The following is a 20,408-nucleotide window of genomic DNA, read 5'->3' on the forward strand; positions in this document are numbered from 1 at the left end:
AACGCGATCCGCGAGCGCGTCAGTATCATCCAGCGTGCGGGCGGTTGCAGCTCTCGTGTGGGCGCCTCATACATCAACGGAGCCGCCTACAATCCGCGCGTTCTGATCGCCCTGATGAACATATGGCGCGTGCACTACAACTTCTTCGACTGGAGACCCTACAGAACGCCTCTGGAGGCGGATGCTTCGACTGCGGAAGGCCCAGCGACTGGCGCTGCTGAAGATGGCGCTGGTCCAGCAGAGAATGGCGAACAGTTGAGGCGCCTCACGGTGCCCGGCACGGACAAGGTGATCTTTGTGCCGAAGAGGCGCGCCAACAAGGTCGCCCGGACCACTCCGGCGATGCGGATGGGCGTCCAGCAGCCATCGCAACCGAAGGATTCGGGGCAGGAAGCGGAGACCGCCGAGAAGGTGGAAGGCTCGCTGAAGCCGCCAAGAAGAAGCGAGACCGCCGACGGGACGACCGTCCTCACCTGCCCAACCTCGCCAGGATTCTCTACCAACCGTGGCTGTTCCACGGCACGCCGATGTGGGCAAAACTTCAGGGTCGATGACGGCCTGAAACGGAACACGGGCGACAGTTTCCTGCCGCCCGTGTCCTACAAGTCGGAATGGCTCCGGCAGAACCCCGGCCGTTTCGATAATCCATAGGCGCAAAGCGCCGGGCGATCAGCGCTTGGAGAACTGGAAGCTCTTGCGCGCCTTGGCCTTGCCGTATTTCTTGCGCTCGACCACACGGCTGTCGCGGGTCAGGAAGCCCGCGGCCTTCAGCGCGCCGCGCAGCGTTGGATCGTAAAGCTGCAATGCCTTGCTGACGCCATGCTTGACGGCGCCCGCCTGCCCCGACAGGCCGCCGCCCTTGACGGTGGCCACAACGTCGAACTGCCCTTCGACATTGGCGACGGTGAACGGCTGCTTGAGGATCATCTGCAACACGGGACGCGCGAAATAGGCGTTCACGTCCTTGCCGTTGACTGTGACGCTGCCCCGGCCCGGCTTGATCCAGACGCGGGCGACCGCATCCTTGCGCTTGCCGGTCGCATAGGCGCGCCCGTGCTCGTCGCGCACGGGTTCGCGCTGCACCTGGGGCGCCGCGTCGAGGGGGGTGCCCTGGACGGCTTCGTTCAGCTCTTCCAGCGACGTAATCTGTTCGGCCATGGTCAGCCCTCCCGCGTGTTCTTGGCGTTCATCGCGCGGACGTCCAGCGTCTCGGGCGATTGCGCGTCGTGGGGATGTTCGGTTCCCGCATAGACGCGCAGATGGGTCATCTGCTGACGGCTGAGCGGTCCGCCGGGCAGCATCCGCTTGACGGCCTGCATAACCACGCGTTCGGGGTGCTTGCCTTCGAGGATCTGGCCGGTGGTGCGCGACTTGATGCCGCCCGGATGGCCGGTATGCCAGTAATGCGGTTTCATCCGCTTGTTGCCGGTCAGCTGCACCTTGTCGGCGTTGATGACGATGACGTTGTCGCCCATATCCATATGGGGCGTGAAGGACGGCTTGTGCTTGCCGCGCAGTCGCATGGCGATGATCGACGCAAGGCGGCCCAGAACGACGCCCTCGGCGTCGATCAGGATCCAGCGCTTGTCGATATCCGCCGGGGTAGCGGTGAAGGTCTTCATTTTCTGTCCTGTCGCAATGGGGCAGCCCGCGCCGCCCGGATCGGATGCGGGGGTTCTATACCATGGCGAAGCGTCGTCAATGGTGTTCCAATGCCATATTCGCAATGAAAACAACACCCTGTAAATTAGGTACTCCAATACCCCACGTATCGTGCTTGCCTACCCTGTGAAAGTGCTTGCATCGCCGGACCCGCCCCCCTATCTCTGACCTACTTCTAAGGGACCGATCCCAACCCCTGTCGCGCGGTGTGCGGTCCAGGGGGGGGCGCTAAGGGACCACGGATTTCAATCTACTGGAAAGAAGGGGTGTGCCATGACGGGCTCCAACCTCTTCCAACTGGGGATCGGTCTGGAGACTGGCGCCCAAGCGGAAGACACCAACGTGTCGGCAGAAGTTCTGCGCGACGATCGTGACGATCACTTCATTCGCGAGGATGGCCGCGTATTCGCGGGCCGTCACCTTATCATCGAGGTGGTCAACGGCCACGGCCTCGACGACGAGGCGCGGATCCAGCGCGCGTTTCGCGACTGCGTGAGCGAATGCGGCGCGACCCTGCTGCACATCCATACGCACAAGTTCAGTCCGCAGGGCGTCAGCGGCGTGGCGGTGCTGGCCGAAAGCCATATCAGCGTCCACACCTGGCCGGAAATCGGTTACGGCGCGTTCGACGTGTTCATGTGCGGCGACGCGGATCCCTGGCGGTCGGTCGACGTGCTGAAGGCGGCCTTCGCCACCGACGACGTGCGGGTGCGGTCGCTGCGTCGGGGCGACGGGGTGGTGACGGACGTGGCCGCGGCCTGACGGCCGGACGGTGATCCTGACGCTGGGTTTCGATCCGGGCAGCTTTGCGCGGCTCGAACCCCTGCGTCAGCGATACTTTCCGCCGTCACGCAACTTCATTCCCGTCCACATCACGCTGTTCCAGCAGCTCGATCCCGTTTTGCTGAACCGGATCGTCGGGGACATCGCCTTTGTCTGCGATACGACCCCGCCCCTGCCCTTCACCGCGCGCGGGATCCTCGATTTCGGCGGCGGTGCGGCGGTCGATCTGGACATGCCGGGCGCGGACCCGCTGCACGATGCGCTGCGGCGGCGCTGGCGCGGCACCCTGACCGCAAGCGACGACCGACGCAGGCGGTGGCATGTCACCTTGCAGAACAAGGCGGATCGCGGCACGGCGCTGGCGACGCAGGCGGCCCTTCGCGCGGGCCTCGTTCCCTGGGACGGGCTGGCCGACCGGCTGATCCTGTGGCACTACCGCGGCGGTCCGTGGGAACGGATCGCGACATTTCCCCTGACCGGAGGCCCCCTATGACCGACATGACCGGATGGAGCGTGGAGCGTCTGCACGAGGATCATAGCCAGGCCCTGCGGGTGGAGCGGGTGCTTTACGAGGACGCGACCGGCCACCAGCGCCTGCGGGTGATCGAGAACCCGACCTTCGGGCGCGTCCTGACGCTGGACGGCGTGGTGCAGGTGACGGAACGCGACGAGTTCATCTATCACGAGATGCTGACGCATGTGCCGATCTTCGCTCACGGCACCGCAAAACGGGTGCTGATCGTAGGCGGCGGCGATGGCGGCATGGCGCGCGAGGTGCTGCGCCATCCGGTCGGCAGCGTCACCATGGTCGAGATCGACGCGGGCGTGATCGACTTTTCGCGCGAATACCTGCCTGCGATTTCGGATGGGGCGTTCGACGATCCGCGGCTTGAGGTCGTCATCGCGGACGGTGCCGATTACGTGCGAAGGACCGAAGGGGGCTTCGACGTCATCATCGTGGACAGCACCGATCCGGTCGGACCGGGCGAGGTTCTGTTCACCGATCATTTCTATGGTCATGCGGCGCGGGCCCTGGCACCGGGCGGCATCCTTGTGACGCAGAACGGCGTGCCGTTCCTGCAACCCGAGGAATTGCGCGGCACGATGCGGGCCTTTTCGCAGATCTTCGCGGACGCGACCTGCTATCTGGCGACGGTGCCGACCTATGCCGGCGGGGCAATGGCGTTCGGATGGGGAACGGACGGCGATGCGCGCAGGACCGACATGGCGGACCTGTCCCGCCGGGTCGCCGCCAGCGGGCTGACCTTCGGCTATTACAGCGCCGAGGTGCATAAGGGCGCGTTCGCGCTGCCGCCTTACGTTGCCAAACTGTTGCCCTGAACCTCGAACGGCGCGCGAACCGCGTCCTCGCAGGCTTGCGCCAACGCCTTGCGGTCGGGATGGGCCGCGGCGTCGATGGGCGCATGGCGGATGACCCTGACCCTGCCGTGGCGCTTGAGCGACAACATCCGCAGCAGGTGAGGGCCGAGCGCCATGTCGCCCCACCAGCCGTAAAGACGCGGATCGGCGCCGGGGGGCGCGTCATAGATCACGGTGACGGGCTGGATCCACAAAGGCTGGCCCGCGAAAGCGGCGAAGAGGGTCGTCTTGAAGGGCAGCACCCGCTGGCCGTCCGTCGATGTGCCTTCGGGGAAGAACAGCAGCCTTTCGTTCCGGGCGATCCGGTCGGCGATTGCGGCGCGCTGGGCGGTGGCCTCGCGTCGGTCGCGGCGGATAAAAAGCGTGCCTGTCGCGCGCGCGATCCGGCCGATGCCCGGCCAGTCCGCGACTTCGGCCTTCGACACGAAGGTCACGCGGCCGCAGGCGCTGAGCACCAGAATATCCAGCCAAGACGCATGGTTGGCCACCAGCGCGCCGGGCATCGTCATGGCACGGCCCACCGCCTCGACCCGCAGGCCGATCACGGTCAGCGCCATGCCCGACACGGCGCTGGCGACCGCCGCGCGGCGGTTCGTCGATTTCAGCAGCGACACCGCCAGCAACCCGCCCGCCAGCAGGGGCAGCAGGACCGCGCCGCGCAGGATCGCGCGCGTCCATCCCGACAGGTCGATGCGCGGTTCGGGCGGGGCGATGTCGGATCGCCATGTCATCGGCCGTCGCGCCGATAGATCGCCGCCCGCATCGCGTCGAGGCACCCGGCATCCAGAACCATGCAGACATCCACCGTGTTGAAGGCCCGATCGACGAACGCGCCATCCCCCACCACGCCGCCAAGCCGCAGATACGCCTTGATCAGCGGGGGCACCGCGCGCATGGCCGCGACGCGGTCGATCCTGTCCAGGAGCCGCGAGTTCATGGGCACCGCGCCGGGCGGCCGCGCACGAACCCGCAGGTGGGGCGGCGCGAGATGGCGGTGATGAAGCACCGATAGCGACGCCGCCAGAGCGTCCGTATCGGTACCGGGAAACGAGGCGACGCCGAACAGGATGCCGGTGTCATGCTGTCGGGCATAATCGGCCAGCCCCACCCAGAGGTGATGCATCGCCATGCTGCCGCGATAGGCGGGATGCAGGCAGGATCGGCCCAGTTCCAGCAAATTGCGCCCGCTGTCCAGAAGCGGCGCCAGATCGTATTCGCGCGCCGAACAGAAGCCCGGCCCCGCCCCCGCGACCTCGCCGCGCAGCAGGCGATAGACGCCGACCACACGCTCGCCTTCGGGGCGGGCCAGATCCTCCAGCAGCAGATGGTCGCAATGGGTGTCGAATTCGTCCCGTTCCAGCCGCGCGGCATGATCCACCCCATCGCCCGTGCCGCCGAGTTCGCCGACGAAGATCGCGTATCGCAGACGTTGCGCCGCCAGGACATCGTCGGCATCGCGCGCAGGACGCACGGCGAAGCGGGGGGTATGAAGGATCATGGAACGGCAACGCTCCGGCATGGGGCAGGACGGTGCAATCGGCTGCGATCCGGCGACCTGCTTCTAGGATGCAACACCGGGCTTGACAACCGGCGCCTGCCGCAAGGCCGGCAGGTTGACAGCCGGCGGGCGATGACACTGGGTAGGACGATCAACCTATAGACGAGTCAGGATGAGACGATGATCAGGTCCACGCGCGTTCCGTCCACCACCACCTTGCCCGCATCGCGGAACATCACCGTGATCCGTCCGCCGATATTCGACTGCACCTGCCCGTCGCCCCAATCGGGACGATCGGGATGGCGGACGATCATGCCCGGCTCCAGCAGGGCGTTCATGGGGTGGCCCGCTGTATGCCGGCCGGGGGCGCCGCATTGACCGGGCGTGTCGAGGGCGATCTTGCTCCGCTGGTCAGCTCGCGTATCTGCCACGATCTCGTCTCGCCCTTGGGCGCCATCGCCAACGGGGTCGAATTGATGCAGATGTCGGGTGCCCAGGCAACGCCCGAACTGGCGCTGATCGCGGAATCGGTCGAGAACGCCAATGCCCGCATCCGGTTGTTCCGGGTGGCCTTCGGCGCCGTGCAGCCCGGCCAGACCATCGCCCGGTCCGAGGCGGTGTCGATCCTGCGCGGGATCGGAAAGGGGCGCGGATTGCAGGTGGACTGGCGCCCCGAGACCGATCTGGCGCGGGATGAGGCGCGGCTGGCCTTCCTGCTGCTGCTGTGTTGCGAAACGGCGATGCCCTGGGGCGGCACGGTCGCCGCCGACCTGACAGCCGGGCGCTGGCGGCTGGAAGGACGCGCAACGCGGATGCGGATGGACGGGGATTGCTGGACTGCGCTGACGGGCCGTCCCGATGGCCTGCCCGCCCCGGCCGAGGTGCATTTCGCCCTGGCACGCGATGCCGCCGACAGGCTGGCCCGGCCCATCGGCGTGCAGCGGCAGGCGGATGCGCTGATCCTCACGGCCTGAGCGCGCCGTCCGCCCTGACGACATATTTCGTCGTCGTCAGTTCCGTAGCGCCCACCGGGCCGCGCGCATGCAGTCGCCCCGTGGCGATGCCGATCTCGGCGCCCATCCCGAATTCGCCCCCGTCCGCGAACTGGGTCGATGCGTTGTGCATGACGATGGCGCTGTCCACCCGCGACAGGAATCGCGCGGCCGCTTCCGCATTCTCGGTCACGATGCAATCGGTGTGGTTCGACCCGTGCCGGGCGATGTGATCCATCGCCTCGTCCATATCCGCGACGACCCGCGCGGCGATCGTCATGTCGAGGTATTCGCGGCCCCAGTCGGACGAATCCGCCGCAACGGTGCCCTCGATCGCCGAAAGCCGCGTATCGGCGCGCACCTCGACCCCCGCATCGAGAAGCGCGCGGACGACGCCCTGGCCGATATCGTCGACGATGCCGCGGTGGATCAGAAGGCATTCGGCCGCGCCGCAGATCCCCGGACGGCGGGTCTTGGCGTTCAGCACGATCCGCAGGGCCTTTTCGGGATCGGCGTCGGCATCGAGATAGATGTGCACGATCCCTTCCAGATGCGCGAAGACCGGCACGCGCGCGTCGCGCTGGACGCGGCCGACAAGGCCCTTGCCGCCGCGCGGCACGATCACGTCGATGGTGCCGGTCATCGCCAGCATTTCGCCCACCGCCGCGCGGTCGCGGGTCGGGACAAGCTGGATCGCGTCTTCGGGCAGACCGGCCATCCGCAACCCCTCGACGAGGCAGGCATGGATCGCCTGGGACGAATGCAGCGATTCCGATCCGCCCCGCAGGATAACGGCGTTGCCGGCCATCAGGCACAACGCGCCGGCATCGGCCGTCACGTTGGGGCGCGATTCGTAGATGACGCCGATCACCCCGATGGGCACGCGCACGCGCTGTATATGCAAACCGCTGGGCCGGTCCCATTCGGCCGTGACCTCGCCCACCGGATCGGTCTGGGCGGCGACGGCGCGCAGGCTGTCCTGCATGGCGCGCACCCGGACCGCGTCCAGCGCCAGACGGTCGAGCATCGCGCGGTCCAGCCCTTTCTGCCGCGCAAGATCCATGTCATTGGCATTCGCCTCGAGGATTTGTGCGATGTTGCGGCCCATCCCGTCCGCCGCCCCCGTCAGCGCGGCCCGCTTGTCGGCCGTGGCCGCACCGGCCAGAACACGCGCCGCGGTGCGGGCGCGTTGCCCGATATCGGCCATCAGCGCGGGGATGTCGGTGGTATCCAGCATCAGTCAACCCTTCCCTGGTCGGGCGATGAATTACAGCGCCATGTCGTCGCGATGGATCAGGGCCGCGCGGCCCGGATGGCCCAGCAGCGCCTCGATCTCGGACGACCGGCGCCCCTTGATAACCCGTGCCTCGGCCGCGTCATAGCGCGCCAGGCCCCAGCCCAGAACCCGCCCGTCGGCGGTCTCGATGGCGATTGGATCGCCGCGCCCGAACGCCCCCGCCACGCCCGTCACGCCGGCGGGCAGCAGCGACTTGCCCTGCCCCAGCGCGGCCTCGGCGCCGCTATCGACGGTGACGGATCCCTGCGGCTTCATCGCGGCAATCCACGCCTTGCGCGCGGTCTGCGGATCGGTCTGCGCGGTGAACCATGTGGCGGGCGCGCCGTTTTCCAGCGCCTTCAGCGGGGCCATGCGCGATCCTTCGGCAATGGCCATCGCGCAACCGGCGCCCGTCGCCGTGCGCGCGGCCATCAGCTTGGTCCGCATACCGCCCTTCGACAGCCCCGATCCGGCATCGCCGGCCATCGCCTCGATCTGCGGGGTGATGGCGTCGATCACGTCGAACCGCCGCGCCGCGGGGTCTTGTGCGGGGTTCGCGCTGTAGAAACCGTCCACATCCGACAGCAGCACCAGCCGGTCGGCCCCCACGGTCACAGCGATCTGCGCGGCGAGCCTGTCGTTGTCGCCGAACCGGATCTCGTCGGTCGCGACCGTGTCGTTCTCGTTCACGATGGGCAGCGCGCCCTGCCGCAGCAGCGTCGCCATCGTCGCACGCGTGTTGAGATAGCGGCGGCGGTCGGCGCTGTCTTCCAGCGTGGTGAGGATCTGGGCGGTGACGACGCCGCGCGGGGCGAATGCGGCCTCATAGGCGCCGGCGAGGCGGATCTGCCCCACGGCGGCCGCCGCCTGCGCCTGTTCCAGTGCCAGCGCGCCCTGTCCCAACCCCAGCACTCCTCGCCCCAGCGCGATGGACCCGGACGAGACCAGCACCACCTCGGTCCCGCGATCGCGCAGCCGCGTCACGTCGCAGGCCAGCGCGTCCAGCCAAGGACCGCGCAGCATTCCGGTCGCGCGGTCCACCAGCAGGGCCGAGCCGATCTTGACGACGACGCGACGCGCATCCCGCAGGGTCAGGGCCGCCACGGCGCTTCCTCGGGCATCGTCCGGCGCAGGCGGTCCGCGCCGATCCGCGCCTGCACGGCCCGCAGCACGTCGGTCAGCCCTTCGCCGCTGACCCCCGACATGGCCATGACCGGACCTGCCACCGCCTCAAGCGCGGCCCGTGCCGCGATCCGGGCGTCGTCGTCCAGCGCGTCGATCTTGTTCAGCGCGGTGATCCGCGGCTTGTCGGCCAGATCGCCGCCATAGGCCGCAAGCTCGTCGATGACGATGCGCCAGTCCGCGGCCACATCGTGCGACGTCGCATCCACAAGATGCAGCAGGACTGCGCAGCGTTCGACATGGCCGAGAAACCTGTCGCCGATGCCGCGCCCTTCATGTGCGCCCTCGATCAGGCCAGGAATGTCCGCCACGACGAATTCGGTCCCGTCGATGCCGACGACGCCCAGATTGGGGTGCAGCGTGGTGAAGGGATAATCGGCGATCTTGGGGCGCGCGTTCGACGTCGCGGCCAGGAAGGTGGATTTTCCCGCATTCGGCAGGCCCAGAAGCCCCGCATCCGCGATCAGCTTCAGCCGCAGCCACAATTCACGTTCTACCCCTGGCTGGCCGGGATTGGCGCGGCGCGGCGACTGGTTGGTCGACGACTTGAACCGCAGGTTGCCCCATCCGCCATTGCCGCCATGGGCCAGAACGACGCGCTGTCCCAGCGCGGTCATGTCGGCCAGCACCGTTTCCTCGTCGGTGTCCAGCACTTCGGTTCCGACGGGCACGCGCAGCACGATGTCCTTGCCGCGCGCGCCGGTCCGCTGCTGGCCCATGCCGTGCTGGCCGTTGCCCGCGAAGAAATGCTGCTGATAGCGGAAGTCGATCAGCGTGTTCAGCCCGTCCACCGCCTCGACGATGACATCGCCGCCATCGCCGCCGTCGCCGCCATCCGGGCCGCCGTATTCGATGAACTTCTCGCGCCGAAAGGATGCGGCGCCCGCGCCCCCGCTGCCCGAACGGACCGTCACCTTCGCCAGATCGAGAAACTTCATGGACATGCCTTCGCAGCGCTGACCTGCCGCCTAACGCAAGGCGGTTTGGTTCTCAAGCCAGACCGACCGCGTCAGCGCCATCCGGCCGGAGGCGACGGGCTGTCCCAGTGCCGCCGCTTCCCGCAGGCCGTCGCCGGTTCGCCGGAACCCCAGCCGCCGCAGCAGGCGCAGGGATCGGTCGTTGCCGTCCTGCACCCACGCGACGACATCGTCGTGGCAGCACGTGAAATGCAGGTCGAGCACGGGGCGCAGCATCTCGGTCCCGAAGCCCTGCCCCCACATGTCGCGCCGCAGCCAATAGCCGAGTTGCCCGTCGAGAGAGACGCCGCCGATGAGGCTGTCGGAATGAAGGACAAGCCAGTGACACGGCGAAGACGCCGTCTCCTCGATGAAGCCAGCCGCATCCTCGATGCCATAGGGATAGGGAACGCTGCCCAGCCAGCGCGCGACGCTCAGATGTCCCACGCCATCGGCCAGGGCCGCGGCGTCGGCGGGTCCGGCGGCGCGCAGAACCAGACGCGCGGTTCGCAACGGCATCGGCCTCAGCGCATCCGGCGCAGATAGGTCCATGTCGGAACGGCGCCGCCGCGCGCGGCGCAAAGGGCCTCGGCATCGCCGATATAGGCGAAACCGGCATTGGTCAGCACGCGGGCGGAAATCGGGTTGTCCTGAAAGACGCTTGCGAACACCGTGGCGCAATCCTGCGGATTGGCTTCGAGAAGCGCGCCGACCGCTTCGGATGCAAGGCCGGTATTCCAAAGATCGGGCGCTACCCAATAGGCGATTTCGGACTGGGCGCGATCCATCGGTGTCAGCGCGACGACGCCCGCGACCTCGGGCAGATCCGACCGGCTGCCATCCATGATCCAGGCATCCTCGGTCCGTTCGGGATGCGCGGATCTGGCGATGAACGCATCGACCGCGCCTTCGGGCAGCGGATGGGGGATGGACCGCGTGGCGCGCGCGACGCGCGGATCGGATGTGAGCGTCCACAATGCCTCGGCATCGGCGGGACGGGGCGGACGCAGTTGCAGGCGCGCCGTCTCGATGAAGGGCTGGTTCACGAGTATCCCGCTCATCGGGGCCTGCCCGGCCGGCCGCATTTCAATGTCAGACCGGCAATCGTCATTGCGCACCCGATCAACTGATACGACAAAAGAAAAAAGGACCGGCCAGGGTTGCCGGTCCTTCGGGATTCATCCGCGCCGAAGCGCTATTCGGCCGCTTCGGCCATCGGCGTCACCGAGATGAAGGTACGGCCCTTCAATCCCTTGTGAAACGTCACGCGGCCTTCGGAGACGGCGAAAATGGTGTGGTCGCGTCCCAGCCCGACGCCTTCGCCCGGCCACCACTTGGTGCCGCGCTGGCGGACGATGATGTTGCCCGGCACGACTTCCTGGCCGCCGAACTTCTTGACGCCCAACCGGCGTCCGGCGCTGTCGCGACCGTTGCGGCTGGAACCGCCTGCCTTCTTGTGTGCCATCTGTCGTTACTCCTTCTCGGGTGCCGCATCGGCCGCCGGTTCGGCGGATTTCTCGTCGGCCTGGCCGGTCGCCACGCGCTTGTTCATTTCGGCCTGGCCGGTCGCCACGCGCTTGTTCATTTCGGCCTGGCGTTCGCGGTTGGTGGCATAGCGCTCGCCGTCGCCCTCGACGCCCTTCCAGCCCGCGATTCCGGCGCCGATCGCCGCCTTCACGCCGCTATCGGCGGCGCCGCTGTCCAGGATGTCGCCGATCCGCACCAGCGTCAGTTGCTGGCGATGGCCCTTGGTGCGCTGGCTGGAATGCTTGCGCCGGCGCTTGACGTAATGGATGACCTTTTCGCCCTTGATCTGGTCGATCACGGTCGCCTGAACGCCCGCGCCTTCCACCAGCGGCGCACCGACAGTGGACCCGATCATCAGGATTTCGTTGAACTGGACGGTTTCGCCAGCATCGGCCGCAATCTTCTCGACGCGGAGGACATCCCCCGACTTGACCCGATACTGCTTGCCGCCGGTCTTGAGGACCGCGAACATCGTTTCTTCCTTCTCTGCCGCGTCCTTCGGCCCCCTTGCGGGCGTTCGGGGGAAATCCCCGCCTCGGACTGCGCGGCCCCGTCGGGCCTCGTTCGCCGCGTGCCCCATGCACCGCGGCCCCCGCGCGAACGATGTCCGCCGGGATGGCGGTGTATCCGGTCGCGGGGCCGGCTTGTCAAGCCATGCGGGCCGTCACAGATCCTCGCTTGCCATGAAGCGGGCCGCGGCAAGGCCCAGATCGCGGGATATGTCGACATAGACCTCGTCGAAGGCGGCAAACAGCGCCCGGTTCAGCGCCTGTCCTTCCGGGGTCCGCGACAATTCGGTATAGGCCGCCAGATCGGCGTCATCCAGCGGTTGGTAGGCCAGATTGAGATAGGAATAGAGCCAGCTCAGAGTCTCGTCGCGGATCTCGGGTTCCTGCGACCAGACATCGGCCAGCATCTGATCCTCGCCCAGTTCCGCGCCGAACGCTCCGCCATCGGCCAGCCCGGTCATGAAGGCGTAGTTCGCGTTCATCGCGCCGACGACGTTCTGTTCGATCAGGTCGTTCGCCTCGACAAAAGCCTCGATGCCGGCGATACGCGGATCGTCCTGCCTCTGCATGCGCTCCAGCGCGGCCTCGGCGGCTTCCTCCAGCGCCTCGTCCGCCATGGCGCGCCGCGCCTCCAGTTCCAGCGTCACGATCTCGGCGCCGGTATCCGAGGTGAAGAAGTCCAGAAGCGGCGTGACCGTCGCGTCTTCCATTCCTTCGACGAACAGGGCGCGCATCCGCCCTTCCATGTTGTCGGGGCCGTAGATGTCGGCAAGCGCGCGCTTCCAGCCAACACCGCCCCGCCCGGCGAAAAGATCGTCCTCCAGTTCCAGCCCGCTTTCCGTTCCCTCGACGCGCATGATGGCCAGAAGGTCGTCCAGCCGCAGCGCGTCGTAAAGCGCCTCGGCCTGCCGCGTATCGGTGGCGGCGGGCAGAACGCTGGCCGCCAGCAGCGGTAGGGAAAGGGCGGCGGCAAGGGCGAGGCGCATGGAATGTCCCGTCATGGTTCGGTTCGATCTAGGCCCGCGCGCGCCCGCTGCCAAGGGTGCCGAAGGCCGCAAGACCCCCTTGCGCCCGCCCCGTCCCGGTCTATTGCGCCCCCACCCCGCGGAGAGGTGCCGGAGTGGTCGAACGGGGCGGTCTCGAAAACCGTTGAGGGTGCAAGCCCTCCCAGGGTTCGAATCCCTGTCTCTCCGCCAATTCCATATAGATCAGTGACTTAATAGTTGGGCAGGCAAGTGCGACACAAAGTGGAGCACCACGCCCATGAAACTGTCCGCCTTCCTTTCGCCGTCGCGCCACGGGGTTTACTATTTCCGCTGGCCCTTGCCTTCCCCAGACCGCCAAAGCCGACGCACCGTCAGGATTTCCCTTCGCACCAAGTGCCCAGATCGGGCTGGCGATCTGGCCCGTCATCTTGCATCATGCGGGCGATTGGTTCGGGATAACAAGGCATTGGCGAGGCTCAGGCAAGATGAGATGCGCGAGATGGTGCGAAGCTACTTCGCGGCTTCGCTGGATGCGTATGTTGAGAAGCTGAACGATACCGGCCTGCCGGATCGGTCCCTTGACCTGCTGCGCCAAGAACTTGCTGCCCACGCGGACGCCGCAGAGGGCAATGACGACCTGTCGGACATGTTCCTTGACCCAGACGCCTTCCGGGCCTCAGCGGGCCTCACAGACGCTCAGTGGACCGAGAACGCGCCATCTCTGCGCCAAGAGATGCGTAAGGCCCGCCGGGACCAGATCAAAGCCATTCTAAGCGCCGCTGAGAGCCTTGAAGGCTATTCCTTCACCAAGCCTGCCCAGACAGCGCCAAGGCCATCACAGACCCGCTCAGCGTCTCTGAGCGCGGCCATCGCAGATTTCAAAGCCGAGCATGGGCCGCAATGGTCACAGGAGATGCGGAACAAGGCGGATGCGTACCTTGCCTTGCTGGTGGAGCATTTCGGACCGGATCGCCCGATGGACCAGATCAGCCGCCAAGACGCCGCTGACATGAAGAAGCTAGTGCAGGCCCTACCGGCGAACCGCAAGACCAAGCCCGAAACCCGCAATTTGAGTTTGCATGAAGCCATAGACGTTCCCGGCTTGCCCAAGATGGGCGTGAAGACTGTCAACAGTTACATCGACATGTTTCGCCGCTTCTGGGACTGGGCAGAACGCCACGGGCGCGCGCCCCACAAGCTGTTTGACGGCATGAAGGTTGCGAAGGCTAAGCAAGCCGCAGAGAAGCGCAAGGCGTACAGCAAGGAACAGCTTTCACGCCTCTTTGTCGAGTTGACGGAAAACCGCTCTGGGCTGGTCAAGAAGGACGATCACAAGTGGGGAACGCTTCTGGCCATGTTCACCGGGGCACGGTTGCGGGAAGTCGCGCAACTGGTGCCATCTGACATTCGGAGTGAAGGCGGCATCTGGTACATCGACATCAACGCGGATGGTGAGAAGAAAAGCCTGAAGTCGCTTGCCGCCAAACGCCGGGTGCCCGTCCATTCGGAGTTGATCCGCCTTGGTTTCCTTGAATGGGTCGAAGGCTGCGGGAAGCAAACGCGCCTGTTCATGTCGTTCACGCACAACACCAAAGAAGGCTATGGCCGCAATCTGGGCCGCTGGTTCGGCACGTTCCTGACCAAGATCGGCATGAAGGATGACGGCCTTGTCTTCCACAGCCTGCGCCACACCGCGATTACCCGAATGCGTCAAGCCAGTGTCGAGTTGTCACTTGTGCAAGAGATCGTCGGGCATGAGCGCGACACCGTGACAGACGGTTACTTTGGCGAGGGCTACACACTGGCGCAGAAGAAGGACGCGATTGAGAAAATCACCGCGCGTTAGACGCACAGCATAAATCACATGCAAAGGATCAGGACGAAGGAGTGGGGCCAAACCGCATGGCCCCTTCCGCCATATAGGCAAAACGGCCTGCTTCGTCGCGGATCGCTTCAAGCGCACTGGAAGTCATCGCTTCGTCGGTAACTTCAGCAATCCAGTCAGGATCAACCCTGTCAATGTCAATGCGTTCAAGGTTAGTCAGTTGGGCGAGGATAAATGCCGCGCCGTTGGTGTGCATATCAAGATCAGACAGCCGAAGGCGACATGCTTGCAGCGTTCCGTCGAATGCGCCAAGCGCGGCGGCTGCAAACTCTTTGTCGTCCACTTCGCGCTTCATTGCGTTGAGATACCCAAGATGGTGAATAGCAGCCGCATCTTGAACATGCTCCAAATCTTCAGACTGAGGCGCTTCATTGGGTTCATTTGCAGCAGGCTCACCCATAGGCGCGTTATCTTCGTGCCGGAGCGGAACAATGAAGTTGTCTTCCGCTCTCGGGTTCATTGCGCCCGCGCAAAAGGCGCTCACCACGAAAGCAACACCCAAGGGCATAACGAAAGCCAAGAGCAAGAAACCGGCAACGAGAAACAGCCACCAATACGCCCGGAATAACCGCATGGTGCCAGTGGCGAGCAAGAGTTGCATTTGCAGGTTCCACCAATAGCGCCCGATCACGCCAAGGCTGGCACTTGCAGCCGCAACACCTTCGGTCGCAGCACCGTAGGCGATGTGGTGGTCTGGTGACTTGTTGTTGAGGCTCATGGGGCGCTCCGACGGTGAGACTGACATGCGCCCCGGCACAGCCCTAAACTGGACAGCAAGGACGCTCAATATCCAGATTTTAGATACCTACTTTTGAGATATAGTCAATGCGCCCAGTGCAACAGCATGGGGCGTTCATGCCTAAAACTCTTGGAGATCATAGGCATGATGCTCTTGTCCGCTACCTCATCGAGAAGCGCGGAGAGGCAGGCTTGAAGCAGGTGGAACTTGCGGAGCGGATGAAGGTCTATCAGTCCTTCATCGCGCGGCTGGAAAGCGGTCAACGCCGCGTTGATGTGGTGGAACTGGTCAAGCTGAGCGAGGTGCTGGGCTTTGATCCAACCGAGATCGTGGGCAGGCTGGCGAGGATGTCGGACTGAGCCCGCCACGGTCCCAGCTTATTTGCCCCAGTAATAGGGAGAAACCATTTATAGGCCCGCCAATCCCGCAGACTTAGACAGGTGGAACCGGGCTATGCGTCCAGCACCTCAGTCTCGAATGCGGCTTTGAAGTCAGTATTGGTCTGCCCCGTCTCATTGAAGAAGGGCAGCCCCAGAACGGTATAGTCCCGCCCTTGGAATACCGTTTCAAGTCTGGCCTTGGCTTTCACTTGCGCAAGGAAGTCCTGCTTCCAGTCGTCTTGCGGGCGCAACTGGTCGCCCTTGGGTTCGATGAATAGCTGCAAGATCGTGCTGGCTTGCTCGCCCTTCTTCCTCAGAAACAGAACGAAGTCGGGTTCAAAGGCGCGTCCTGTGTCGAAGTCGTACAGCTTCACCGCCTTCTCGTTCCGAAGCAGGTAGAAGTCGTCATATAAACCGCGCAACCGGGCTTCCTGATCGTGCATGTACTTGATGAAGTGCTTTTCCTGATCGGTGCCATAGCTGTCGTCATAGGCGTGCCAGTCCTTGCCGCTCAGGTCGATCTGGTCCAGCCCCGGCACGTTGCTTTCGGTCCAGCTTAGCCCGGTCTCGCCTTCGATGCGCAGTTTCAGCACCTTGTCGGTGAAGCGGTCCTTGATGGGATAGGGCTTGAAGTCCTTGGTGCCGATAAACTCGACACTTTCGCGTTTCACGCCGCTTTCGATCTGGTGCAGGACGTATTGCGCGATGTCCAGTTTTTGCCGCGCGGTCAGGTTGTCCAAGTCATCGGGCAAGCCGCGCACACTCACTGTCACGCCGCCAAGATAGGTGTCAGAGGTGACAAACTGCGAGGCGCTGGCGAGTTGCGGGAAATAGGTCCGCAAGTTGGCGAAGTGGAAGAAGTCATTGGCATCCATCGCAAAGCCCAGAATGGCCCTGCCGAAGTCGGCCAGCTTGAAGTCGCGAGACACGGGTTCCTTGCTTGACGGTTTCAGCGTCAACTGCCCACCGCCAAAGGCTGAGGCTTGTGTCACGCGGCCTGTCATCAGGTTGGGATAGGTGAAGGGGCCTTCGATCTTGTAGGCGTCCAGCCCTGCCACACCGTCGCGCGGGTTGCGCACCCGATCATTCACCCAGACATGATCCCGCTCATAGAGGTCAGTCTGCTTGAAGCTGTCCTTGAGCCGCAAGCGCACCGTCCGGGCAGTGTCATCGAGCATCCCTGTTTCGCGCAGGGCGTTGCGAATGTCTTGGATGTACTTGGGATTGTGGGAACAGTGGTAGTGCAGTTCCTCCAAGATGCGCAGGGGCGTGTCCACGGCGCTGTCGTACTTGCGCTTTTCCCGCGCCGCGTCGGGCTGGTCCGGGGCCATGAAGGGGAAGTACCGCGCTCCGCGCCCGATCAACTGCGCCTCGGCCATCGTGGTCTTGCCCACCTTGTTGGCCTTGCCGTCGCGGGTGTCGTACAGGCGTACAATGTCGAACAGGTTCAGAACGTCCCAGCCTTCGTTCAGCTTATCGACGGCAAAGATCACCCGTATCTCGTTGTCCCGGTCCTCCAAGGCGTTCAACTCAATCTGTCTGTTTTCCAAATCCTTGGGGTTGTTGACGTTCACCACCTTCTCGGGGGCAAAATCGCCCTGTAGCTCACGGGCGAAATCCGCGCCGCTCATGGCCCTTTCATCCATGATGAAGGCAAAGACCCGCGAAAGCGTCTCATCGCCCTCAGAGGCCGCCCTGAGCGCGTCCAGCGCCTCGCCGGTCAGCCCGGCCACCATCGCAGTAAACGCGGCTTCGTTGTCGGCGCTTTCCTTGATCGTCTTGGACTTCATCAGGATCACGGGCTTGCACTGCAGCCCATGCGCCTCGGCCACCTTGCGGCGGTACTGGCTCAGAACCATCGCCTGCATCATCCGGGCCTCAGGCGGCAAATCGGCCTGCCGCAACTCGATGTCTTTGGAATAGCCGTCTTCGCGAAACTGCCGAAGCGAATAGTCGTAGAGTATCTTGTCGGCATACTTCGCCCGGATCGCCTCATGGCTCAGGTCCACGGTCGCGGTAAACTCCAACAGCATGTTCTCGGGGTGCTGGCGGAAAATCTCGGAAACAGTGCCTTCCCAACTGGCCTTCTCTGCCTTCTCGCCTTCCGTCAGCGTCTTCTTGGTCTCGGCGTTCAGGTGGTGCGCCTCGTCCGAGACCATCACCACCTTGTAGTCGCGGAAATCCTCGATGGTGACGGCATTCTCTTTCGGGTTCTGCATCCGGGTGTGCAGCCCTTGTATGGTGGTGAAGTGGATGTTGATCGCATCGCCTGACACCGCGTCGAAGGTGTCCACCGCGCGGATGTCCACGGGTTTGTCGTCAATGCGCACCGTGGGCGCGAACAGGTGTTTGGCCGATGCGGGGTTGAGGAAGTTTTCCTTGGTCTTCTCAATGATCTGAGCAGAGTTCACGAAGAACAGGAAGTTGCGATAGCCGCGCCGGTACAAGTCCAGGATCAGCACCGCCATCAGCACCGTCTTGCCGCTGCCCGTGGCCATATGGAACAGCAGGTGCGGGGCCTTGGGCCGCGCCTCATACTTGTCGATGTAGAACAGCCAGCGTTCAAGCGCCGTGTGTTGATAGGGGCGCAGGGTGATCTGTGGTGCAAGGTTGCCGGTGATGTCGTCGGGCAGGTCCGCTTTCAGCGCGCCATACTTGGCCAGCGCGTCAAACTCTTGGCTAAGCGTCTGGCTCATCTGTCCAGCCCATAGAAAGAGCGGGTGGCGCGGGCGTCTTCGTCCGAAATGTCGAAGTCCGCATCGCCAAGTGAGCCGAGATTGACATAGAGGTGGTTGGCATCGAGGCAGTCCATCAGCACGCGCTTGGCGTCATCCAGTGGAAGCGTTGCGAGGTCGTCGGTGTCGAAGGCGCTCAGGTCCACGTCATAGCGCAGATAGCCGGTGGCTTGGATGTCGGCATGGATGGTTTGCAGCGCGGCCATGTCCGGGGCCGCTTCGATCCGGTCGGCAAAAGCCGAGTTGGAAGCCGCGAGTTCGGCATAGACAAACGATCCGCCACCTTGCCACTCGACGGCTTTGGAAATGCCGCCCTGTTCACCTTCGATGACTTTCTTGAGGCGTGATGCGGGCAACTCAAGAATGTAATCCATCTGTTCAACGGCGATCCAGCGACGGCCCATCTTGTGCGCAACTGCGGCTGTCGTCCCTGAACCGGAATAGAAGTCCAAAACGATGTCACCGGGATTGGTGGCAATGTGGACAATGCGCTGTAACAGTCGCTCAGGCTTTGGCGTGAAGTCAGACGCTTCGTCGGAACCGACGATTGCATTTAGCTCCTTCTTTGCCTGTTCGTTTGTCCCTGCGTCTTGATGTGCCCACCAAGTCGATGACTGAATACCGTTTTCGTCCTTGAGGTATTTCTTGCGTCTCGGTTGATTGCTTCCATCCTTACCGAACCAAAGGCGCTTCTCTTTCTCAAGGATGCGGTATTCATCCTCCGTTACTTTCCAGCAATAACCTTCTGGCGGATAGAACCGGTCGCCAGACGGCGAAGTGATCCAGTACATCTGATTTTCACGGCCCCACTTGCCATTTTTCTTTTGGTTCTGGGCAGTGAAGTCTCTATGAACCCAAGGGCCTTTCGGGTCATTGTCTGGGTTTTTATATTCCGCGCGTTGCTTGTCTGTCATGGGCAAGCGATTGGCGCTTTCCTCAAAGATCGTCTTAAAAGTGCCGTTCGACCGCTTGGTTGTGCCTTGCTCACGGGCAAAGACAAGAATGTTGTCATGTGAGTTGCCAAGGATAACACGGTCGTCGGGTGAAGTTCTCTTTTGCCATGCAATATGTGCAACAAACTTTTCACGTCCGAAGACCTCATCCATCATCACTTTCGCGTAGTGTACTTCCGTATCATCCAGTGTGACGAAGATAGCACCATCGCGGGTTAGCAGCGACTTTGCGATTTCAAGTCGCCCCTTGAAGAAGGTCAGCCAAGCCGAGTGATTGAAGCGGTCATTGTACCGGAACCCGTCATTGCCGGTGTTATAGGGCGGGTCGATGTAGATCAGCTTCACCTTGCCCGCGTAGCGCGCTTTCAGGGAATGCAGCGCCAGCAGGTTGTTGCCCTTGATAAGCAGGTTGTCGTCCTCTGACACCTCGCCTACGGGCTTGGACTTGCCCTCTGCCACAGCCTCGCCGTCCCAGCGTTCCCAGCCGGTCAGCACCTTGGGCTCAAACAGCCGCGTGATGTCGTCCGGGGCCAGCGTCGTGTTCCAGAAGACCTCGTTCCGGCCCCGGTCCTCTTTCGTCATGCCGCCTTCCAGCACGCAATCCTTGTAGGGCCACGCCAGCACCACGTCGCGCGACTGGCTCAGGTAATCGCCGCGCCCATCAGTCAGGCCGATGCGGTTCTTGAAGGCAGTGTAGCTGTCGGGCAGGAAGGCTTTGTTGGACACGAAGTCCTGAAACTTCACCTTGTCGAAGACCAGCGCGCCCGCCACCTCGGTGAAGAAATGCGCCTTGATCGTGTCGGACTGCATCAACAGTTCCAACAGCCGCGCATCCATATTCAACGCCGCCTCGATCACCGCGTTCTTGAGGATTGCCCCGTCCGAGATGAACGCCTGTTCGGCTTGGAGAAGCGCCGTCAGGTCATCGAGAAGGTTCTGCATGGATGGTCGCCCCCGTGTTCGTC

22 protein-coding genes, 1 tRNA gene and 1 pseudogene are annotated in these 20,408 nt (G+C 64.0%); 8 read left to right on the forward strand and 16 right to left on the reverse strand.

Going from position 1 to position 20,408, the window contains the following annotated elements; all coding sequences use genetic code 11:
* Window positions 1–651: pseudogene (locus OCGS_RS15180) on the forward strand (hypothetical protein); the annotation flags it as partial.
* Window positions 652–669: 18 nt separating this feature from the next.
* Here OCGS_RS15180 and rpsI read toward each other — a convergent pair.
* Both rpsI and rplM read right to left on the reverse strand, forming a co-directional pair.
* Window positions 670–1,158: a 30S ribosomal protein S9 gene (rpsI, locus tag OCGS_RS00695; protein WP_007425288.1), complete on the reverse strand. Its 489-nt coding sequence runs from the start codon at window positions 1,156–1,158 to the stop codon at window positions 670–672.
* 2 nt (window positions 1,159–1,160) lie between these two features.
* A complete protein-coding gene (rplM, locus tag OCGS_RS00700; protein WP_007425289.1) occupies window positions 1,161–1,622 on the reverse strand; it encodes a 50S ribosomal protein L13 in 462 nt (153 codons plus the stop codon).
* A 313-nt stretch (window positions 1,623–1,935) separates the two neighbouring features.
* On the opposite strand from rplM, the gene speD reads away from it, so the two are divergent.
* The 3 genes from speD to speE are packed head-to-tail and all read left to right on the forward strand — an operon-like array spanning window position 1,936 to window position 3,786.
* Window positions 1,936–2,424, forward strand: coding sequence for an adenosylmethionine decarboxylase (gene speD, locus OCGS_RS00705; protein ID WP_040610229.1), 489 nt, complete (start codon window positions 1,936–1,938; stop codon window positions 2,422–2,424).
* Window positions 2,425–2,434: 10 nt separating this feature from the next.
* Window positions 2,435–2,938, forward strand: a complete 504-nt coding sequence (locus tag OCGS_RS00710) for a 2'-5' RNA ligase family protein (RefSeq protein ID WP_007425291.1) — start codon at window positions 2,435–2,437, stop codon at window positions 2,936–2,938.
* Complete coding sequence (gene speE, locus OCGS_RS00715; RefSeq protein WP_007425292.1) at window positions 2,935–3,786, forward strand: polyamine aminopropyltransferase; 852 nt, start codon at window positions 2,935–2,937, stop codon at window positions 3,784–3,786. The genes OCGS_RS00710 and speE overlap by 4 nt, the downstream gene beginning before the upstream one ends.
* Here speE and olsA read toward each other — a convergent pair.
* The 3 genes from olsA to OCGS_RS14670 all read right to left on the reverse strand — a co-directional run bounded on the left by olsA (window position 3,762) and on the right by OCGS_RS14670 (window position 5,661).
* The gene (gene olsA, locus OCGS_RS00720) at window positions 3,762–4,556 is read right to left on the reverse strand and encodes a lyso-ornithine lipid O-acyltransferase (RefSeq protein ID WP_007425293.1); all 795 of its coding nucleotides are present in this window, start codon (window positions 4,554–4,556) and stop codon (window positions 3,762–3,764) included. The two genes, speE and olsA, sit on opposite strands and share 25 nt — an antisense overlap.
* Entirely contained in the window at window positions 4,553–5,323 is a 771-nt protein-coding gene (gene olsB, locus OCGS_RS00725; RefSeq protein ID WP_007425294.1) for an L-ornithine N(alpha)-acyltransferase, read from the reverse strand. The genes olsA and olsB overlap by 4 nt, the downstream gene beginning before the upstream one ends.
* 167 nt (window positions 5,324–5,490) lie before the next feature.
* Window positions 5,491–5,661, reverse strand: coding sequence for a DUF3553 domain-containing protein (locus tag OCGS_RS14670; RefSeq protein WP_007425295.1), 171 nt, complete (start codon window positions 5,659–5,661; stop codon window positions 5,491–5,493).
* Window positions 5,662–5,697: 36 nt separating this feature from the next.
* Here OCGS_RS14670 and OCGS_RS00730 point away from each other — a divergent pair, with 36 nt between their 5' ends.
* Window positions 5,698–6,297 carry a histidine phosphotransferase family protein gene (locus OCGS_RS00730; protein WP_040610238.1) on the forward strand — a complete coding sequence of 200 codons (600 nt, stop codon included), beginning with the start codon at window positions 5,698–5,700 and terminating at the stop codon, window positions 6,295–6,297.
* On the opposite strand, the gene OCGS_RS00735 is transcribed toward OCGS_RS00730, so the two are convergent.
* The 8 genes from OCGS_RS00735 to OCGS_RS00770 all read right to left on the reverse strand — a co-directional run bounded on the left by OCGS_RS00735 (window position 6,287) and on the right by OCGS_RS00770 (window position 12,751).
* Window positions 6,287–7,552, reverse strand: a complete 1,266-nt coding sequence (locus OCGS_RS00735; RefSeq protein WP_007425297.1) for a glutamate-5-semialdehyde dehydrogenase — start codon at window positions 7,550–7,552, stop codon at window positions 6,287–6,289. The two genes, OCGS_RS00730 and OCGS_RS00735, sit on opposite strands and share 11 nt — an antisense overlap.
* Before the next feature lie 30 nt (window positions 7,553–7,582).
* On the reverse strand, window positions 7,583–8,695 hold the full coding sequence (proB, locus tag OCGS_RS00740) for a glutamate 5-kinase (protein WP_007425298.1): 1,113 nt from the start codon (window positions 8,693–8,695) through the stop codon (window positions 7,583–7,585).
* On the reverse strand, window positions 8,683–9,711 hold the full coding sequence (obgE, locus tag OCGS_RS00745; RefSeq protein WP_007425299.1) for a GTPase ObgE: 1,029 nt from the start codon (window positions 9,709–9,711) through the stop codon (window positions 8,683–8,685). Before obgE ends, proB begins: the two co-directional genes overlap by 13 nt.
* 30 nt (window positions 9,712–9,741) lie before the next feature.
* A complete protein-coding gene (locus OCGS_RS14425; RefSeq protein WP_007425300.1) occupies window positions 9,742–10,248 on the reverse strand; it encodes a GNAT family N-acetyltransferase in 507 nt (168 codons plus the stop codon).
* A 5-nt stretch (window positions 10,249–10,253) separates the two neighbouring features.
* Complete coding sequence (locus OCGS_RS00755; RefSeq protein WP_052026091.1) at window positions 10,254–10,790, reverse strand: GNAT family N-acetyltransferase; 537 nt, start codon at window positions 10,788–10,790, stop codon at window positions 10,254–10,256.
* Window positions 10,791–10,924: 134 nt separating this feature from the next.
* Window positions 10,925–11,194, reverse strand: a complete 270-nt coding sequence (gene rpmA / locus OCGS_RS00760) for a 50S ribosomal protein L27 (RefSeq protein WP_007425302.1) — start codon at window positions 11,192–11,194, stop codon at window positions 10,925–10,927.
* A 6-nt stretch (window positions 11,195–11,200) separates the two neighbouring features.
* Window positions 11,201–11,728 (reverse strand): 50S ribosomal protein L21, encoded by a 528-nt coding sequence (gene rplU, locus OCGS_RS00765; RefSeq protein WP_007425303.1) that lies wholly within the window; start codon window positions 11,726–11,728, stop codon window positions 11,201–11,203.
* 192 nt (window positions 11,729–11,920) lie between these two features.
* Entirely contained in the window at window positions 11,921–12,751 is an 831-nt protein-coding gene (locus tag OCGS_RS00770) for a DUF2059 domain-containing protein (RefSeq protein WP_007425304.1), read from the reverse strand.
* 120 nt (window positions 12,752–12,871) lie between these two features.
* Here OCGS_RS00770 and OCGS_RS00775 point away from each other — a divergent pair.
* Window positions 12,872–12,961: transfer RNA gene (locus OCGS_RS00775), tRNA-Ser, on the forward strand.
* 280 nt (window positions 12,962–13,241) lie between these two features.
* Window positions 13,242–14,597, forward strand: coding sequence for a site-specific integrase (locus OCGS_RS00780; protein WP_238538198.1), 1,356 nt, complete (start codon window positions 13,242–13,244; stop codon window positions 14,595–14,597).
* 28 nt (window positions 14,598–14,625) lie between these two features.
* Here the strand turns inward: OCGS_RS00780 and OCGS_RS00785 are convergent, their stop codons facing one another.
* Window positions 14,626–15,354 (reverse strand): hypothetical protein, encoded by a 729-nt coding sequence (locus OCGS_RS00785; RefSeq protein WP_040610231.1) that lies wholly within the window; start codon window positions 15,352–15,354, stop codon window positions 14,626–14,628.
* A gap of 137 nt (window positions 15,355–15,491) precedes the next feature.
* Here OCGS_RS00785 and OCGS_RS00790 point away from each other — a divergent pair, with 137 nt between their 5' ends.
* Window positions 15,492–15,734 (forward strand): helix-turn-helix domain-containing protein, encoded by a 243-nt coding sequence (locus OCGS_RS00790; RefSeq protein ID WP_040610243.1) that lies wholly within the window; start codon window positions 15,492–15,494, stop codon window positions 15,732–15,734.
* Window positions 15,735–15,826: 92 nt separating this feature from the next.
* On the opposite strand, the gene OCGS_RS00795 is transcribed toward OCGS_RS00790, so the two are convergent.
* Window positions 15,827–18,451: a DEAD/DEAH box helicase family protein gene (locus tag OCGS_RS00795; protein ID WP_007425307.1), complete on the reverse strand. Its 2,625-nt coding sequence runs from the start codon at window positions 18,449–18,451 to the stop codon at window positions 15,827–15,829.
* Window positions 18,448–20,385 (reverse strand): DNA methyltransferase, encoded by a 1,938-nt coding sequence (locus OCGS_RS00800; RefSeq protein WP_007425308.1) that lies wholly within the window; start codon window positions 20,383–20,385, stop codon window positions 18,448–18,450. Before OCGS_RS00800 ends, OCGS_RS00795 begins: the two co-directional genes overlap by 4 nt.
* Window positions 20,386–20,408: the final 23 nt, after the last annotated feature.

This window comes from Oceaniovalibus guishaninsula JLT2003 (assembly GCF_000299575.1).
In the GTDB taxonomy this organism is placed as follows: Bacteria; Pseudomonadota; Alphaproteobacteria; order Rhodobacterales; family Rhodobacteraceae; genus Palleronia; species Palleronia guishaninsula.